At 56.6% G+C, this 17,699-nt stretch carries 15 protein-coding genes, 1 pseudogene and 1 riboswitch; of the genes and pseudogenes, 8 read left to right on the forward strand and 8 right to left on the reverse strand.

Annotation, left to right across the window (positions count from 1 at the left end):
* Nucleotides 1–21: 21 nt before the first annotated feature.
* The 8 genes from BBCT_RS06240 to BBCT_RS06275 form a co-directional block, all read right to left on the reverse strand.
* Entirely contained in the window at nt 22–960 is a 939-nt protein-coding gene (locus BBCT_RS06240; protein ID WP_003834309.1) for an RluA family pseudouridine synthase, read from the reverse strand.
* On the reverse strand, nt 957–1,505 hold the full coding sequence (locus BBCT_RS06245; RefSeq protein ID WP_003834307.1) for a signal peptidase II: 549 nt from the start codon (nt 1,503–1,505) through the stop codon (nt 957–959). Before BBCT_RS06245 ends, BBCT_RS06240 begins: the two co-directional genes overlap by 4 nt.
* 21 nt (nt 1,506–1,526) lie before the next feature.
* On the reverse strand, nt 1,527–3,251 hold the full coding sequence (locus BBCT_RS06250; protein WP_003834305.1) for a DivIVA domain-containing protein: 1,725 nt from the start codon (nt 3,249–3,251) through the stop codon (nt 1,527–1,529).
* Between the two features lie 108 nt (nt 3,252–3,359).
* Nucleotides 3,360–3,641, reverse strand: coding sequence for a YggT family protein (locus tag BBCT_RS06255; RefSeq protein WP_003834303.1), 282 nt, complete (start codon nt 3,639–3,641; stop codon nt 3,360–3,362).
* Nucleotides 3,642–3,734: 93 nt separating this feature from the next.
* Entirely contained in the window at nt 3,735–4,214 is a 480-nt protein-coding gene (locus tag BBCT_RS06260) for a cell division protein SepF (protein ID WP_003834301.1), read from the reverse strand.
* Between the two features lie 30 nt (nt 4,215–4,244).
* Nucleotides 4,245–5,486 carry a cell division protein FtsZ gene (ftsZ, locus tag BBCT_RS06265; RefSeq protein ID WP_003834298.1) on the reverse strand — a complete coding sequence of 414 codons (1,242 nt, stop codon included), beginning with the start codon at nt 5,484–5,486 and terminating at the stop codon, nt 4,245–4,247.
* Between the two features lie 176 nt (nt 5,487–5,662).
* Nucleotides 5,663–6,892, reverse strand: a complete 1,230-nt coding sequence (dusB, locus tag BBCT_RS06270) for a tRNA dihydrouridine synthase DusB (RefSeq protein ID WP_003834296.1) — start codon at nt 6,890–6,892, stop codon at nt 5,663–5,665.
* A 29-nt stretch (nt 6,893–6,921) separates the two neighbouring features.
* The gene (locus BBCT_RS06275; RefSeq protein WP_003834294.1) at nt 6,922–8,397 is read right to left on the reverse strand and encodes a glycine--tRNA ligase; all 1,476 of its coding nucleotides are present in this window, start codon (nt 8,395–8,397) and stop codon (nt 6,922–6,924) included.
* 292 nt (nt 8,398–8,689) lie between these two features.
* Nucleotides 8,690–8,799, forward strand: a riboswitch (TPP riboswitch).
* Between BBCT_RS06275 and BBCT_RS06280 the strand changes: the two genes are divergently transcribed.
* From BBCT_RS06280 to BBCT_RS06315, 8 genes and pseudogenes are all read left to right on the forward strand, one after another.
* Entirely contained in the window at nt 8,790–9,659 is an 870-nt protein-coding gene (locus tag BBCT_RS06280; protein ID WP_003834289.1) for a hydroxyethylthiazole kinase, read from the forward strand. Its footprint overlaps the riboswitch before it by 10 nt.
* A 129-nt stretch (nt 9,660–9,788) precedes the next feature.
* Nucleotides 9,789–10,532, forward strand: a pseudogene (locus BBCT_RS06285) (thiamine phosphate synthase); the annotation flags it as partial.
* Between the two features lie 77 nt (nt 10,533–10,609).
* Nucleotides 10,610–11,452, forward strand: coding sequence for a bifunctional hydroxymethylpyrimidine kinase/phosphomethylpyrimidine kinase (gene thiD, locus BBCT_RS06290; RefSeq protein WP_003834286.1), 843 nt, complete (start codon nt 10,610–10,612; stop codon nt 11,450–11,452).
* A gap of 59 nt (nt 11,453–11,511) precedes the next feature.
* On the forward strand, nt 11,512–11,877 hold the full coding sequence (locus tag BBCT_RS06295) for a thiamine-binding protein (RefSeq protein WP_004220731.1): 366 nt from the start codon (nt 11,512–11,514) through the stop codon (nt 11,875–11,877).
* Between the two features lie 97 nt (nt 11,878–11,974).
* Nucleotides 11,975–13,018 carry a LacI family DNA-binding transcriptional regulator gene (locus BBCT_RS06300; RefSeq protein ID WP_047750662.1) on the forward strand — a complete coding sequence of 348 codons (1,044 nt, stop codon included), beginning with the start codon at nt 11,975–11,977 and terminating at the stop codon, nt 13,016–13,018.
* Between the two features lie 282 nt (nt 13,019–13,300).
* Complete coding sequence (locus tag BBCT_RS06305; RefSeq protein WP_047750664.1) at nt 13,301–14,626, forward strand: MFS transporter; 1,326 nt, start codon at nt 13,301–13,303, stop codon at nt 14,624–14,626.
* Nucleotides 14,627–14,790: 164 nt separating this feature from the next.
* Nucleotides 14,791–16,347: a glycoside hydrolase family 32 protein gene (locus BBCT_RS06310; RefSeq protein ID WP_003834253.1), complete on the forward strand. Its 1,557-nt coding sequence runs from the start codon at nt 14,791–14,793 to the stop codon at nt 16,345–16,347.
* Between the two features lie 271 nt (nt 16,348–16,618).
* Nucleotides 16,619–17,467 carry an ABC transporter permease gene (locus tag BBCT_RS06315; RefSeq protein ID WP_003834251.1) on the forward strand — a complete coding sequence of 283 codons (849 nt, stop codon included), beginning with the start codon at nt 16,619–16,621 and terminating at the stop codon, nt 17,465–17,467.
* Nucleotides 17,468–17,699 lie beyond the last annotated feature (232 nt).

A 17,699-nucleotide genomic window follows, 5' to 3' on the forward strand; every position in this document is an offset into this window, starting at 1 on the left:
CCGGTGATTGGTGACGTGTGCTCACGCTTCGGGCTTATCTTGTGTGTCGTGCCTTCCGTGCATCACATCAAGCGCATGTTGCAAATCAGCTGGATAATGCGATTTCACCGTAGTCCAGACACGGGTTCGCGGATGGCGGAATTCGAGTTGCATCGCGTGCAACCACTGCCGTTCCAGTCCCAACGTTTCGCTCAGTTGCGGATTGGCGCCATACATGGCGTCTCCGGCAAGCGGATGCCCGATGGATGAGAAATGCACGCGAATCTGATGCGTGCGCCCGGTTTCAAGGTTCACGGAAACCAGTGTCGCCTCGCCGAAACGTTCCATCACATCCCAATGGGTGACGGCCTCTTTGCCGGCAGGCGTCACACAAAAACGGAAATCGGAGACTTTGGCGCGACCGATCGGCGCTTCGATGGTTGCTTTGTTTTCCCTGAGATTGCCCTGCACGAGCGCATGATAGGTCTTCACGACTTCATGTTCGGCGAATTGCCTGCGCATTTCCACGTAGGCGAGATCGGACTTGCACACGAGCATCAAGCCAGATGTGCCCACGTCGAGACGGGATACGATGCCTTGACGCCCTGCAGCGCCATAAGAGGTGATATGCACTCCCCTGTCAAGCAGACTGCCAAGCACCGTCGGACCGGTCCAGCCGACAGAAGCATGAGCCGCCACGCCCACCGGCTTGTCAACCACCACCACATCGTCGTCTTCATAGACCACGGCCATATCATGCGCGATTGGTTCAGGCTCGGTTCGTTCCTCGACAATATCAAATTCCACGGTTTCGCCTGATTGCAGGGTCGACGATTTGGAAATGTCACGACCAAGCACACGCGCCTGCCCGCCTTCGATGAGTTCCGCTGCCTTGGCACGGGAAATGCCTAGCATTTTGGCAACGGCGACATCGAAACGTTTGCCGACAAGCGCATCGGGTGCGGGAACAAGACGGCTCATGCGCTCTTCTCTCCAGCCGTTCGTTCCATCTGTTCCTTGTTCCGTTCGTCAAGTTCCTTCTGGCTGAACGGTTCTCCTACGAACAGCAGCACGACTGCGGCAACGCCCGCCACCATCAGGAAAATGTCAGCGACATTGCCGACCGACCATCCGTAGTTGAGGAAGTCGACGACTTTGCCGTTGAGGAAACCTTCGGCATATGCCACACGGTCGATGAGATTGCCTAACGCTCCGGCAAACGCAAGAGCGAACACCACCGTCCATTTCATGGAAATGGTACGGATCTCCAGCCCCACAAGTGCCACGCAAGCCACAATGGCAAGCAGAGAAATCAACCACGTCATGTTGGAGCCCATACCTAAGGACGCGCCCGGATTATGCACCAACGTGAATGAAAGAATCCCCGGAATCACACGTACCGTATGCCCATCGGCAAGCGCCGACTGCGCCCATGCCTTGGTGATCTGATCAAGTACCAGCGCCGCAACGGCGATACACGCAAAGACGGCCACGCGAGTGCGCAGCCGTCTTTGATCATTTGTCATGATGTCAGACACAGCCTAATCTCAGTCGTTCTGGGAATCCTGATCATAGTTGTTCGTGTCAGACACCTGCGACACAAGCTGGCCGAGGAATTCGGTAAGACGCGCGCGGTATTCGGTTTCGAACTGCTTGAGACCCTGAATGTTGCCTTCGATGACCTTGGTCTGTGCTTCGAGATTGTCGCGGACCTGCTGGGCATAGTCGTCGGCCGCGGTACGGGTCTTCGAATCGTAGTCGAAGGCACGCTTCTGCACTTCGGACTCGTATTCGTCGGCTTCGTTGTGCTTCGTGGAGAAGTACGTATCACCATCCTGCGTCTTCTGCACAAGGTAGGCGTCACCTTCCTGAGTCTTCTGATCCAAGTAGGTATCGCCCTCCTGCGTCTTCTGCGCAAGATAGGCGTCACCTTCCTGAGTCTTCTGATCCAAGTAGGTATCGCCCTCCTGCGTCTTCTGCGCAAGATAGGCATCGCCATCCTGAGTCTTCTGATCCAAGTAGGTATCGCCCTCCTGCGTCTTCTGCGCAAGATAGGCATCGCCTTCCTGAGTCTTCTGATCCAAGTAGGCGTTACCCTCCTGAGTGCGCTGTGACAGGTAGTCGTCGCCTTCCTGAGCACGCTTGGTCAAGTACGCGTCACCCTCCTGGGCACGCTTGGTCAAGTACGCGTCACCCTCCTGAGTCTTCTGGTTCAGGTAACCATCAGCCTTGGCACGAGTGTCGGCCGAATACTGATCAGCATCGGAACGGGTGCTTTCGGAATAGTTGTCAGCCTCGGAACGAGTACGGTTGGAGTAGTCGTTGGCATTGCCGATGAGCTCGTCGTACTTGCGCTGGGACTCGTCGGTGATTTCCTTGGCCTTGGCTTTGCCCTTGTCGACATACTGGTCGTGCAGCTGCATGGCCAAGGTCAACATGGCAGTGGCGCGCTCCGGCTCCGTATTGGCGCTGGCTGCAGCTCCTGCGATCTTCTGCAGGCTGCCGGTTTCGGTGCTTGGCTCAACCTTGGCGACCTGTTCGCGCAGCTGGGCTTCACGCTGCTGCGATTCCTGCAGCTGCTGGGCAAGCTGCTGAATCTGCATGGCCTGCTGCTGGGCACGCTCATCCTGCTGCTGGGCCTGGGCGACTTGCTCCTGGGCTTCATCAAGCCTTGCATTGAGCTGCTGAATCTCAGCGGCCTGCTGCTGGGCCACCACAACCTGCTGCTGGGCGGAAGCCAGCTGACGGGACAGGTCTTCGGTCTGTGCGCGGAATGCGTCGCGCTCATGCTGCATGGCGGTAAGCTGCTCGCCCAAATCCGCCTGGCCTGCGGCTTCAGCCGCCTGAGCGGTAAGCTGGTCAACCTGGGCGGACAGGCGATCCACCTGACCTTTGAGCTGTTCGTTCTGGGCCGACAGAGCACGGTTGCTTTCCTCAGCCTCGGTGAGTTTGGCTGCTGCGACCTGTGCGGCCTGAGCTGCCTGATCACCAGCGCCGGCTGCCTGCTCGGAGGCGGACTTCAATGTCGCGTTCTCCTGCTGCAGGGACTGAACCTGAGCGCTGAGCTCGGAAATCTTGGAGTTGAGCCCCGCAACATCCGGGCCGAGGGACTGAGTAGCTTGGCCGCTGGCGACCGCCTGCTTGCCTAGAGCCTCCACCGTCTCGGTTACCTGATCGAGAAAATCGTCGACTTCGTCGACATCATACCCCTCTTTGAACCTTACGGTCTGGAAAGTATGCTCTCTGATATCTTTCGGCGTCAACAGAGCCATAAATCTTACACCTCGCTTTGGGCTTGATGCCTTGCTGTTGTTGCTTTCATTTGTTGACTCTAGCACGGAACCACCGATTTTTTGCGAAAAATCGGCATTTGACATGTATTAAATGAGGAAATCAATAACAATGAGAATGAAATAAAGAACAATGAATGCCACATCGAAGTAGATGGGACCCATTGGAATAGGGCGGATATATTGGCGTAGCCAGCGCAGCGGCGGTTCCGTCAGCTGGTAAATGGCGTCGATCAGCGATGCAGCCAACCCCCGTGGACGCCACAACGGAGCCAGCACGGCAACCCAATCGAGAATCATGCGAATGAACAGCACCAGAATGTAGGCATTAACCAGAAAGTGGACGATGCTACCAATCAAAGACAGAATCATGGAGTACCACCATAGCAACAGAACATAACAAAGTCTCCATCATGGCTGATGGAGACTTTGCACAGTCTGCTTTCGCAATGGCTTTCGTCTACGTCAGTCGACGAACAGATCGTGCGACGAGTTATTCGCTTGCGGCTCTTCGACCTTGATGTTCACCTGGGCTGGGCTCAGCAGGAACACGCGCGGAGTGACACGCTCGATGGAGCCACGCACGCCGAAAACCACGCCTGCGGAAAAGTCCACAATGCGATACGCAACGGCCTCGGCAACGCCAGTTAGGTTCAGCACCACCGGAACGCCGTCACGAATGGCACGCCCGACCAGCTGCGCGTCCTCATAGGACTTCGGGTGAATCGTGGTGATCCGGCTCACCCTTCCTCCTTGGAACGGGTTGGCTTTGGTCTGTTCGCGCGGAACGGACGTCGCGGCAGGCGTCGAAGCCATCGGGGTCACGGAATGGTCGGAATCGAACGAGGTTGCACTGCTCTCATCCTCCTCGCTGAAATCCTCGTCACCCTCAGCAACGTCGGTCATGCCCAAATAGGACATCGCGCTTTTCATAAAACCTGCCATAAACGATCCTTTCGCGTCTGCGCGTTGCTTTTAGCGCAGGAAATCCGGAATATCCAAATCGCCGGCGTCGCTCGAAGACACCACCTCATGCTCGGTGGTCTGATCGAATGACGGAACGACGGGTTCCGGAGTGGACGGAATATAAGTGGACAGCGGCTGCACCTTCGGGGCTTCCGGAGTCTGAATGAGCTGAGGCTGAGGCTGAGGCTGAGCCGCCGCTCTCGGAGCCGCGGACAGCGCCGACAGCGGAATCGTGTTTTCCGCAGACTCGGCCTGCTTCTGGGCCTCGGTCTGAGCCGCCTTCTTGGAGTTGGCGTCAAAGCCTGCGGCGATGACGGTGACACGCACTTCGTCGCCATAGGCGTCGTCGAGGGAAAGACCCCAAATGATCTGCGCTTCCGGGTGGATGGCCTTGCCCACCAGCTGGGTGGCGGCGGCCGCTTCCTGCAGCTTCAGATCGGACGGACCTGCGATGTTGATCAAAGCGCCGTGAGCACCCTCGATGCTTTCTTCCAGCAGCGGAGAGCTGATGGCGATTTCGGCGGCCTGGGTAGCGCGATCCTCGCCCCGAGCGGAACCGATGCCGAACAGTGCGGTGCCCGCTCCACGCAGAATGGCGTTGACGTCGTTGAAGTCGACGTGAATGTACGAATTGGAAGAAATCAGGTCCGTGATGCCCTGCACGCCTGCCAGCAACGCGGTGTCGGCGGTCTTGAACGCATCGACGATACCAATGGTGCGATCAGAAAGCTCAAGCAGTCGATCGTTCGGAATCACGATCAACGCATCGACTTCCTTGCGCAGATTCTCAATGCCAAGTGCTGCGGAAGCCGCACGCTGGGGGCCTTCAAAGCTGAACGGACGGGTAACCACCGCAATGGTCAACGCACCCTGCTGGTGTGCGGCACGAGCCACGATCGGGCTTGCGCCAGTACCGGTGCCACCACCCTCACCGCAGGTCACGAACACCATATCGGCGCCCTTGAGCGATTCCTCGATATCAGACTGATGATCCTGCGCGGCCTTGGCGCCCTTCTCCGGGTCAGCACCGGCGCCAAGACCACGGCTAGTGGCATCGTTCAAGGAGATCTTGACATCAGCGTCGGAACGCATCAGATCCTTCGCGTCGGTATTGATCGCAATAAATTCAACACTTTGAAGACCCTCGGCAATCATGCGATTGACGGCATTACCGCCAGCTCCACCAACACCGACAACCTTGATGTTCGTCTTGTCATTGAAATTGTCAGTCTGGGCAATCTCGCTCACCATAGTCTCCTGTCACTCGCGTTTACGCACAACTTTATCGCAGACGCGCCGTAATACGCGCGCTTTTCGTCGTGTGTAACGACGTTTTTTCACTTTTTTACTGCTAACGTGTTCATTTCGCCTGAGATGTATCTTCTTTCGGCGCCCCCACACAATTTAACCACATCAGCATGTCATGTTCAATAACTGGCATCCATAGGATCGTCACCGAACAACGCCTGACGTTCATCGTGCGTCGTTTCCCGTGATTCCAACCACCCGTAAGGCAAATGCACTTTCTTTGCGAAGCGTACGCGCCCCCTTGGCTTGTCGACCACTCGTTCGGGGAAACGGGTGTCTGGATCCAGCTTGCCTATTTCGGTTCTGACATCCTCAAGATTTTCACATTCCATGAACGCGCGACGGGTGGAGCCCCCAACGGGGAATCCCTTGAGATACCACGCGATATGCTTACGCAGATCATGCACGGCCATCTGCTCATCGCCATCATAGAATTCAGTCAACAATTCCGCATGACGTTCAACTACACGGCACACGTCTCCCAGCGTAGGGTCGACACGCTTCTCACTGCCAGCGAACGCGTTCTTAATATCGGCAAACAGCCACGGCCTGCCTTGGCAACCACGGCCGATCGCAACGCCAGCGCAACCGGTTTCGGCAACCATGGCAAGCGCATCGTTCGCACCCCAAATGTCACCGTTACCGAACACTGGAATATCAAGCGCCTCGACCAATTCGCCGATTCTGCTCCAGTCGGAATGCCCACCGTAATATTCGGCGGTAGTACGCGCGTGCAAGGTAACAGCCTTGCAACCTTCCTCCTGCGCGATATGCCCGGCTTCAAGGAACGTCTCATGCTCGTGGTCGATGCCGACACGAATCTTCGCCGTAACGGGCACATTGGCCGCGTCGCAAACCTTGACTACGCGTTGGATGATCTCGCGGAACAGATCCATCTTCCATGGCAACGCCGAACCGCCGCCGCGTCTGGTCACTTTGGGCACGGGACATCCGAAATTCAGGTCGACATGGTCAGCCATGTTTTCATCGATGACGATTTTCGCAGCCTGTTCCACGATTGCTGGATTCACGCCATACAGTTGCAGCGAGCGGATATTCTCGCTGGGAGCGAAATGACATAACCGCAATGCTTTGGGATTGCGGGCAACCAACGCGCGCGCGGTAATCATTTCAGCCACGTACAGACCGTCCGGCCCGTAGCTTTCGCAAATCACGCGGAACGGCCAGTTAGTCACTCCCGCCATAGGCGAAAGAACCACCGGCGTTTCAACATGCACCGGCCCTAAATCAACAGGCTTAATAATCGGAGGAACCGACGGCCTCACCGCGTCGGTACGCGGGTCGAGCACGTCGGATTCCTCGCAAGCAGTCACAATGCTATCTGGCATAAGAACGCTATGGTAACCAGTAACCAGCTTTAGTACAAGCCACCGGCTTCGGCGATTTTAACGGACTCAGGCCAAGCCTCGCCGCCCATCTCAACCGGTAGCTGCGGATAGCGCACATGCTTCTCGCCAATGCGTGCAGCCACATAATCGGCCACTTTGTCGAGTGCGACGCGCTCCTGCTGCATGGTGTCACGTTCACGAATGGTGACGGCCTGATCGTCAAGCGTGTCGAAATCGACAGTGATGCACAGCGGGGTGCCGATTTCGTCTTCACGGCGGTAGCGACGGCCGATCGCACCGGCTTCGTCGTAGTCGATCATCCAGTCATGCTGACGCAGGTCGGCTGCCAGATCATGTGCCACGGTCTGCAGTTCCGGCTTCTTGCTCAACGGCAGCACGGCGGCCTTGACCGGAGCCAGGCGAGGATCAAGGCGAAGCACAGTACGCTTGTCGACGCCGCCCTTGGTGTTCGGTGCCTCGTCAACGTCGTAGGCGTCAACGAGGAAGGCCATGAGAGAGCGGGTCAGGCCTGCGGCCGGCTCGATGACGTACGGCACGTACTTTTCGCCGGTGGCCTGATTGAAGTAGCTCAGATCCTCGCCGGAGTGCTTGGCATGCGCGGAAAGGTCGAAGTCGGTACGGTTGGCTACGCCTTCGAGTTCGCCCCAATCGGATCCCTGGAAGCCGAACTTGTATTCAATGTCGACGGTGCGCTTCGAATAGTGAGCCAGCTTCTCCTTCGGATGCTCATAGTGGCGCAGGTTTTCCGGCTTCACGCCAAGATCGATGTACCACTGGGTACGTGCATCGATCCAGTACTGGTGCCATTCCTCATCCGTGCCCGGAGCCACGAAGAATTCCATTTCCATCTGTTCGAACTCGCGGGTACGGAAGATGAAGTTGCCCGGGGTGATTTCATTACGGAAGGACTTACCCATGTTGGCGATGCCGAACGGCGGCTTGGAACGAGAAGAGGTCATCACGTTCTTGAAGTCCACGAAAATGCCCTGCGCGGTTTCCGGGCGCAGGTAGTGCAGCGAGTTTTCGTCTTCGACCGGTCCGAGGTGGGTACGCAGCATCATGTTGAAGTCGCGCGGTTCGGTCCAGTTGCCACGGGTGCCACAATCCGGGCACACAATATCTTTAAGACCGTTTTCCGGCAGCTTGTCGCCATGCTTTTCGGCATAGGATTCCTCAAGCTTGTCTGCACGGTGGCGCTTGTGGCAGTTGAGGCATTCGATCAGTGGATCGTTGAACACGGACACGTGGCCGGAAGCCACCCACACGGCCGGCGGAAGAATGATGGACGTGTCAACGCCCACCACATCGCCACGGGTGACGACCATGGAACGCCACCATTCACGCTTGATATTGTCTTTCAGCGCGACGCCGAGCGGACCGTAATCCCACGCGGAACGGGTTCCGCCGTAGATTTCACCGGCGGGAAAAACAAAGCCACGACGCTTGGCGAGGGATACGACTTCATCGAGTTTGGATACAGCCACAATGCACCTTCTGGTTTGAACGGTTTGGGGTCTTTACAAGCGCAAAGCCTACCTTTACGCGGTGACAGAACGCCACCCGCGTTACTGTTTCGTGGCGTTCTCGCCTTCAACAGTGTCGTTGTCAAGCAGCAGCGGCCAGATATTGCAGTCAATCATCACGGTTTTCTTATTCAGATTTGCCTATGAGATTTACGTACGCACCTAATATTTACGAGAACGTGCTGCATTCACCTGATCCCGGAATCGACTGGACCGCTCCAGTGTCAGGGCCTTTGTATAGGTTGAGTACGTTATGTACATGCAGGGGGGCTTTCCGACGAAAGTGGAAGCTGAGATAGGCGGATGCCTGACCCTTTGAACCTGTTGGTTAGGACCAACGTAGGGAGCAGACAATGAGCGATGACTCATTTTCGGCAACGCTGCGCAAACAGATTGTGCAGGCAGTCAACAGAGTACGAGAGACCACGCCTTTGGCGCAGTCGTTTACCAATTTCGTTACGATGAATCTTGTGGCCAACGCGCAGCTTGCCGCCGGAGGTACTGCCGCCATGAGCTTTCTGCCGGACGATGTAATCGACACTGCGGAAATCGCCGGATCGAACTACATCAATGTGGGCACGCTGCTGCCGTTCTTCAAAGATGCGCTGCCGGAAATCGCCTACAAACTGCACAAGAACGGCAAGACGTGGGTGCTAGATCCGGTCGCCGCGGGCATCGGCAAAACCCGTACCGCCATTCTTGAATCGTTCCGCACCTATACGCCAACCATCGTGCGTGGCAATGCGAGTGAGATCATCGCACTCGATGCGATGTGGGGCCTTGCTCAAAACGATTCTACCGTTCCCGGCACGCGTCCGGCAGGCGTGGAGGCTGTGGACGAGGTCGATGCAGCCGTTGATGCGGCCAAGAGGCTGGCCCGCCATCTTGTGAAACGCTCCCCCATCGGCGCTGGTGCGGTGGCTGTTTCCGGTGCGGTTGATTTGGTGACCGACGGCGAGCATGTGTTCCGTCTGCCAGGCGGCAGCGCGATGATGACGAAGATCACCGGCGCTGGCTGCTCACTTGGCGGCGTGACCGCAACATATTTAGCCGTAGCGGAACCGTTGGTGGCTACGATTTCCGCTTCGCTGCTGTACAACAGAGCTTCCGAAATCGCCGAAGCCAAATCTTCAGGCCCGGGATCCTTCCAAGTGGCGCTGCTTGATGCGCTTTGGAACGTCACCGCCGAGGAAGTCGCCGCCTCCGAAATCATCATCGACTAGACTTTGCCGCTACTCTGCATACCATGCGGCATGTTATGCAGAGTTCGGCAATTGCGTATGCGGAAAAACGGACGAATGCCGGTTTCACATTGTAGGCTTTCCGAACCACTTACCGAGAAGGGTGATTATATGGACAATTATTCATATGCATCGATGCGCGATACATTCGATATGAGCGCCTACTTTGTGGTCGGCCCGCAGGATTGCAAGGGACGACCGATTACCAGCGTGGTTGAGGACGCGCTGCGCGGGGGCGCAACGTTCATCCAGCTGAGGGCCAAAGATACCGACGCGAAAGATATCACCAGCATGGCACGCGATATCGCACAGGTTATCGAACACAACAGCAAATCCGATTCCGTGGCGTTCGTGATCGACGACCGTGTGGACGTAGTCTGGCAAGCACGGCACAAGGGCATCAAGGTTGACGGCGTGCATATTGGGCAAACTGATTTGGAACCGCAGGAAGCCCGCGCGCTACTTGGGGAAGATGCCATTGTTGGCTTGTCTGCCGAAACGGAAAGCTTGGTGAAGCTCATCAACGAGCTACCTGCCGGCTGCATCGACTACATCGGGGCAGGTCCGTTGCATGTGTCCATCACCAAGCCGGAAGCTTCCGTGGGCGGCAACGACGGTTCCGGACATACGCTCGACGAGGCACAGATCAATGCGATCTGCGATGCGAGCGATTTTCCGGTTGTGGTCGGCGGTGGTGTGAGCGCCGACGATATGGAGATGCTCGCGCATTCGAAGGCAGCCGGTTGGTTCGTTGTGTCGGCAATCGCCGGCGCAAGCGATCCGGAAGAAGCGACCCGCAATATGGTTTCGCGGTGGAAGGCCGTGCGCGGCGACGCAAAGCACGGGCACGTGCCGCACAAGTAAGAATCACGGATCACGAGTATTTCAAAACTTCAGATCATAAGTAAGCAAGAGCAAGTAAGGAGTCATTCATGACCAGCACATTGCCACCGGTATTGAGCATCGCGGGATCGGATTCCTCCGGCGGCGCCGGTATCCAGGCGGACTTGAAAACCATGCTTGCCAATGGCGTATTCGGCATGACCGCCATTGCGGCGCTGACCGCGCAGAACACCACAGGCGTGACGATGGTTACGAACACGCCTGTGGAAATGCTGGCCGCGCAGATCGACGCCGTGTTCGACGATATTCCGCCGGTCGCGGTGAAGATCGGCATGGTGTCGAGCGTTGAGCTCATCAATGTGATTGCCGACCGTTTGACCGCTCATGATGCCGAAAATATTGTGCTTGATCCAGTGATGGTGGCAACGTCCGGTGCGAAGCTCATCGAAGATGACGCGATCGCCGCATTGACTTCCAAGCTGTTCCCGCTCGCCACCGTAATCACACCAAACATGCCGGAAACCCAAGCATTGTGTGAGCTGGCTGTTGAGCAGGGCGCCGATGCGATCGACTATGAGAATGGCGAAAGCATCTCCAGCGAAAACGACATGGTGACGGCAGGCCATCTGCTTGCCGGCCATTTCGGCTGTGCGGTGCTCGTCACTGGCGGCCATGGTACGCAGGACGCCAGTGATGTGCTCGTCGAACCGAGCGGCAAAGTCACTTGGTTCCGCGCGCGCCGCATCGACAATCCGAACACGCATGGCACCGGATGCACGCTGTCGTCGGCGATCGCATCACACCTGGCACTCGGCGAAACGTTGCCGGAAGCCGTCAATAGTGCCAAACTGTATCTGACGGGCGCTTTGGAGGCACAGCTTGACCTCGGACACGGATCCGGACCGATGGACCACGCTTGGAAATGGCGCTGATCGCCGCTCAACAATCCAAGCCATATCAAGCCGATAGGAACGCAACGAAAGGAATGCACATGACCCTTGATCGCAATGCGGAAAAGCAGGAAGTGCCGATCAACCCGGAAACCGGCAAACCGTATATCAACACGCTTGCTGCGGTCGCCATCTCTCCCGCTGGAGCAAGTCCTGAAAAGTCCACGTACGTAGCGCAAGCAGTCGACGTGATCCGCCAATCCGGACTGCCGAGCGAAACCAACGCCATGTTCACCAATATTGAAGGCGACATTGACGACGTGCTCAAGGTGATTCGCGACGCCACCATGAAACTCGCCGGTCAGGGCTATCGCACCGACGTGGTGATCCGTCTCGACATTCGTCCCGGTTTCGAAGGCCAAATCCACGCCAAGCAGGCGCTTGTGGACGAAATCCTGTCGGAATAAATCCGGGATGGACCAATAGAGTATCGAGTAACAAAAAAGCGCGCTATTTACAAAAATAGTGCGCCTTTCTTATTGATTTAGGTATAGTGTAACGGCTATGACTACGATGAAGGAAATTGCCGAAGCGGCAGGGGTGTCCATTTCCACCGTTTCCCTGGTACTTAACGGCAGAGATGCGGGACGTGTGAAAGCCCCGTTGGCCGCGCTCATACGTGAGAAGGCGGACGAACTCGGCTACACGGTCAATCCTTTGGCGCGCAGCCTACGCACCTGCCGCACACCAATTCTCGGTTTCATCAGCGAAGAAGTCGCCACCACCCCGTATGCAGGCGGCATCATTCTGGGTGCGCAGGATGCGGCAAGCACCTACGGATATATGATCATCACGGTCAGCACCGACGGCAAGGCAAGCGAAGAGAATGAAATAGCCACATTGAAACGGTATGGCGTGGACGGTTTCTTCTATTCGAAGATGTCGAACCGCATTGCGACCGTGCCTGCGTCTCTCGGCGATTATCCGGTGGTGATGGTGGATGCCACCGATGCCGACAACCAGATACCCAGCATCGAGCCAGACGAATTCCAAATCGCCTACGATGCCACGAAACGGCTGATCCAAGCCGATTGTAAGAGGATCGCCTATCTCGGATGTTCGGAAAACATGATTGCGCAGGACGGTCGTTTTGCTGGATATCAGGCGGCATTGCAGGATTCCGGTTTTGCCTACGATCCTTCGTTGGTGTGCAATGTACTCCATAATGGCCCGGCGTTGCGCGCCGTCGATAAGCTGTTCGATGAACGCAATCCCGACGGTTTCTTCTGTTTCAACGATGCGCGCGCGTGGTATGTGTATGAATGTGCGGCACGTCGTGGACTGACTGTCGGCAAGGATATTTCCATCGTCGGCGTCGACAACCACCGCGTGTTTGCCGAAACGCTGGAACCGCAGTTGACCACAGTGGAGCTGCCCCACTATGAGATGGGTTATTGGGCCGCTTGTAAGCTGATTTCACTGATCGAACGCAAGCCCGTCGACAGCTCGTCCTGGCCGAGCACCACCGCTCCCCTGCCACCGTTGGATTCGCCGATCCCCGCGAAGATCCATTGCGCGCTGATAGAAAAGGGGTCAGTCCGAAGCTGATTTCCTTGATTTGAGATCATGCAAGAAGGTCTTTTGACATGCCTGTCGCGACACGCCGAAGGCCTTCTTTTTATACCTCATTTCGGCTTAATTACAACGCTTCCGAGAAGTGCTGTAATTATTGACGTCAATCGATTGACGTCAATCGTTTGACACGCTATTATTAAACCATGTTCATTCACTTGGCACGGCAGCTGGGTGAATGACGGCATAACACGGCATCGGCCAAACAATGAAGTGCTGCGCGGCAGTGGCACCAACAAAAAGAAACAGAGAAACAACATGACAAGCAACACTCGATCCGCATGGAAGAATCCTTCCTATCTGCAGAGTTCCTTCGGCATCTTCATGTTCTTCTGCTCGTGGGGCATCTGGTGGTCCTTCTTCTCCCGCTGGCTCACCGACCCGACCCACGGCCTGGGCATGACCTCCGCAGAGCAGGGCCAGATCTACTCCATTAACTCCTTGGCAACCCTGGTCATCATGTTCGCCTATGGTGCCATCCAGGATCAGCTGGGCATCAAGCGCAAGCTCGTGATCTTCGTTTCCGCCATCGCAGCGCTCGTCGGCCCGTTCGTACAGTTCGTGTACGCCCCGATGCTGACTGCCGGCGGCACCACCCGTTTCATCGGCGTGCTCATCGGCTCCATCGTGCTCTCCTCAGGCTTCATGGCCGGCTGCTCCCTGTTCGAAGCGCTCACCGAACGCTACTCCCGTAAGTTCGGCTTCGAATACGGCCAGTCCCGCGCTTGGGGCTCCTTCGGCTACGCCATCGTGGCACTGTGCGCAGGTTTCCTGTTCAACATCAACCCGCTGCTGAACTTCTGGGTCGGCTCCATCTGCGGCCTTGGCATGCTGTGCGTCTACGCTTTCTGGGTTCCGGCCAAGCAAAAGGAAGAGCTCAAGAAAGAAGCCGATCCGAACGCGGCTCCAACCAATCCATCCTTCAAAGAGATGATCTCCGTTCTGAAGATGCCGACTCTGTGGGTGCTCATCGTCTTCATGCTGTTCACCAACACCTTCTATACCGTGTTCGACCAGCAGATGTTCCCTAACTACTACGCTTCCCTCTTCCCGACCACCGAAATCGGCAACGCCACCTACGGCACCCTGAACTCCTTCCAGGTGTTCCTCGAGTCCGCCATGATGGGCGTCGTTCCGATTATCATGAAGAAGATCGGCGTTCGTAACTCCCTGCTGCTCGGCGCAACCGTGATGTTCCTGCGTATCGGCCTGTGCGGCGTGTTCCACGATCCAGTCAGTGTCTCCATCGTCAAGCTGTTCCACTCCATCGAGGTTCCGCTGTTCTGCCTACCGGCATTCCGCTACTTCACCCTGCACTTCGACACCAAACTGTCGGCAACCCTGTACATGGTGGGCTTCCAGATCGCTTCCCAAATCGGTCAGGTGATCTTCTCCACCCCGATGGGCGCCCTGCATGACGCCATGGGCGACCGTCCGACTTTCTTCACCATCTCCGGCATCGTGCTGGCCGCCCTAATCTACGGCTTCTTCGTGATCAAGAAGGACGACCAGGAAGTCGGCGGTGATCCGTTCTACACCGATAAGCAGCTCAAGACCCAAGCCGCAGCTAAAGCAAACGCCTGAGCGTAACCGCCAAAATCGGCAAGAACACAACTAAATCGTGCTGCCCGAAGCGTTTCCCCTTTTTCCGTTTCGGGCAGCATTCTTAAAACTTTTATGTAAAAATTAAATAAGCAACATTTCAACAATCGCAAGATTCAACAATCATTAAGAAAGGCTATTCAACGATGACTGGCTTCACTCCGGACGCACCCGTCCTCCACGAAATCAAGAACCACAGCGAAGCTCTGGCACAGGCGGAAGCAGGCGTTGCAGCCATGGCCGCCAAACGCAACAACCGCTGGTACCCGAAGTTCCACATCGCATCCAACGGCGGTTGGATCAACGATCCGAACGGCCTGTGCTTCTATAAGGGCCGCTGGCACGTGTTCTACCAGCTGCACCCGTACGGCACCCAGTGGGGTCCGATGCACTGGGGACACGTCTCCTCCACCGACATGCTCAACTGGAAACGTGAGCCAATCATGTTCGCCCCGACCCTTGAAGAGGAGAAGGACGGCGTATTCTCCGGTTCCGCAGTAATCGGCGACGATGGCAAGCTCAAGTTCTACTACACCGGCCACCGTTGGGCCAACGGCCACGACAACACCGGCGGCGACTGGCAGGTGCAGATGCTCGCCGAGCCGGACAACGACGAGCTGACCAGCGCCACCAAGCGCGGCATGATCATCGACTGCCCGCTCGACAAGGTCGATCACCACTACCGTGACCCGAAGGTATGGAAGACCGGCGACAAGTGGTACATGACCTTCGGTGTTTCCTCCGCTGAAAAGCGCGGCCAGATGTGGCTGTTCTCCTCCGACGACATGGTTCGTTGGACCTACGAGCGCGTGCTGTTCGAACACCCGGATCCGAACGTCTTCATGCTTGAATGCCCGGACTTCTTCCCGATCAAGAACGCCGAAGGCAACGAGAAGTGGGTTATCGGCTTCTCTGCCATGGGCACCAAGGCTTCCGGCTTTATGAACCGCAACGTTTCCAACGCCGGCTACATGATCGGCACGTGGACTCCAGGGGAGGCGTTCCAGCCGGAAACCGAGTTCCGCCTGTGGGATTGCGGCCACAACTATTATGCTCCGCAGTCGTTCAACGACGGCGAACGCCAGATCGTATACGGCTGGATGAGCCCGTTCGTTGAACCGATTCCGATGCAGAATGACGGCTGGTGCGGCAACCTGACCCTTCCGCGCGAGATCACGCTGGGTGCCGACGGCGATCTGCACACCGCTCCGGTTGCCGAGATGGATGGCTTGCGCGAAAACACCACCGATTTCGGCACAATCTCACTTGGTGTCAATGGCGAGCAGACCATTACTGATGATGCTGAAGCCGTGGAAATCGAAATGACCATCGATCTCAACGCCTCCACTGCGGAACGTGCTGGGCTGAAGATTCATGCGACTGAAGATGGCGCTTACACGTACGTGGCGTTCGACGATCAAATCGGTCGTGTGGTAATCGACCGTCAGGCCGCAGCCCAGGGTGATCGCGGCTACCGTGCCGCCCCGCTTTCCGCCGAGGAACTGGCTTCCGGCGAACTCAAGCTGCGCGTGTTTGTGGATCGCGGCTGCGTGGAAGTGTATGTGAACGACGGCCGCCAGGCCATGAGCTCTTTCAGCTACGCTTCCGAAGGCCCGCGCGCCATCAAGCTTGTTGCCGAATCCGGCACGCTTGAGATCAAGTCCTTGAAGCTCCACACCATGAAGTCCATCGGACTGGAGTGAAGCTGATCCAGGGCAGTAGCAAGGGGTAAATAGTAAGGTGGGTTCCGTGTCAGGCAAGATGCGGAACCCACCTTGCGTTATGCCGCAAGTTGTGACTTACGTTTTGGTTTGAAAAGCGATTTTCGTTTCAGAACGTGGTTTAGGGAGTGCTTTATACTGGCACCCCGGTAATGAACTTTTCTGACCGGAACGCGGACAGGCTCCTCACCTTACTGATTTCTCGCCACCGGTCACGTGCGCGCCCACTATGGCGCAGAAAGCAAGGTGAACGATGGCGGCTTCGCACGTTCAATACGTACACTCTGAGCATGCTCAGTCAGTAATCTCACGATATTTCTCCACTGTTTTGAGCATCTGCAGGCGCAGCATTCCCACAGTCATCGCAGTAGTGTTGCTGTTGGCGGTTTGGGAGACGTGGGTTCGTATCGGCAATGTGCCCAGCACTATGATTGCCGCGCCGAGCGAAATCGCGCAGGCCACCGTCGAAACCTGGTCGACGTTATGGCCCGCCACCCAAGTCACCCTGATTGAAGGCACCATCGGTTTTCTGTTCGCCGTACTGTTCGGCATTCTTATCGGCATATTGTTGTACTGTTCGCGCATTGCGAACGCCGCCTTGTTCCCGTTACTTTCGGCCGCGCAGACCATGCCGTTGATTTCCATCGCTCCCCTGTTCTTGATTTGGTTCGGTTTTGAAATTTCCGGAAAAATCGTGATCGTAACAGTATTCGGCTTATTCCCGATTGCAGTGCAGACGATTCGCGGTCTTGAAGCGGTCCCCCAGTTTTATTCGGATGTTGCGCTGACTTGTGGTGCCACGAAAACATGGACACTGTGGCATGTGAAGTTGCGTGTTGCCGCTCGTCAGATTTATGGCGGTATCCGCGTTTCCGGCGCATACATTTTCGCCACTGCTGCCACCGCAGAATATTTGGGTGCACGCAAGGGTCTTGGCATTTGGCTGCAGGCCGCCTACAACTCGTTCCGTACGCCGTTGATTTTTTCGGCAACGCTTGTCATCATCGTCATCACTGGCATTTTGATGTGCCTAGTGAATCTCAGCGAACGCGTGCTGCTCGGCCCTACCAGCGACGACGAGGATCCAGACGCCCAGCAGTGAGCTCCGCGCCGTGGATGGTTGTCGATTTGGATGGAATCAGGGCGGAGGCCGTCCAAATCGACAGCCATTTGCAGCAAACAGCATCCGAACGTTCGTCCTGCCACGTCAGTGCACACCGTATAATGAAACTCGCTGTTTAGCCAATGCGTGGCAAACCGGCAATGTTCCATGTCTCCCAAACGAGACGCCACAAGGAACGCCGGGGGCATTGGACGAGCGGGGGCCTTAGGCC

Source organism: Bifidobacterium catenulatum DSM 16992 = JCM 1194 = LMG 11043 (assembly GCF_001025195.1).
GTDB classification, from domain to species: Bacteria; Actinomycetota; Actinomycetes; order Actinomycetales; family Bifidobacteriaceae; genus Bifidobacterium; species Bifidobacterium catenulatum.